Source organism: Saccharothrix sp. ST-888, from assembly GCF_000955975.1.
In the GTDB taxonomy this organism is placed as follows: domain Bacteria; phylum Actinomycetota; class Actinomycetes; order Streptomycetales; family Streptomycetaceae; genus Kitasatospora.
The window spans coordinates 1-273 of sequence record NZ_JYJF01001058.1 but is presented as its reverse complement, the minus strand read 5'-3'; the positions used below and the strand labels follow the sequence as shown (position 1 = coordinate 273).

Below are 273 nucleotides of genomic sequence, written 5' to 3'. Positions count from 1 at the left end.
GTGGTACGGAGGTTGGTGTACCAGTACTCGGCGTCCATGCCGGAACCGTCGACCAGCTCGCCCGTCACCGTGGACAGCAGCGGCACCCGGCCCGCCTGCTGGGTGACGTCCTTCAGGACGTCCAGCAGTTCGGTGCGGATCGACTCGACCTGCGCCGAGTGCGAGGCGTAGTCAACCGGCACCCGACGAGCCCGGACACCATCCGCCTCACACGACGCCAGCAACTCCTCCAGCGCAGCCGGCTCACCCGAAACCACCACCGACGACGGACCG

Annotated in this window: 1 protein-coding gene; it reads right to left on the bottom strand. The window is 68.5% G+C overall.

The window, feature by feature from the left end; genetic code table 11:
- On the bottom strand, positions 1–257 hold a 257-nt coding region (locus UK12_RS35595), incomplete at its 3' end, for an acyltransferase domain-containing protein (RefSeq protein ID WP_331386685.1).
- Positions 258–273: the final 16 nt, after the last annotated feature.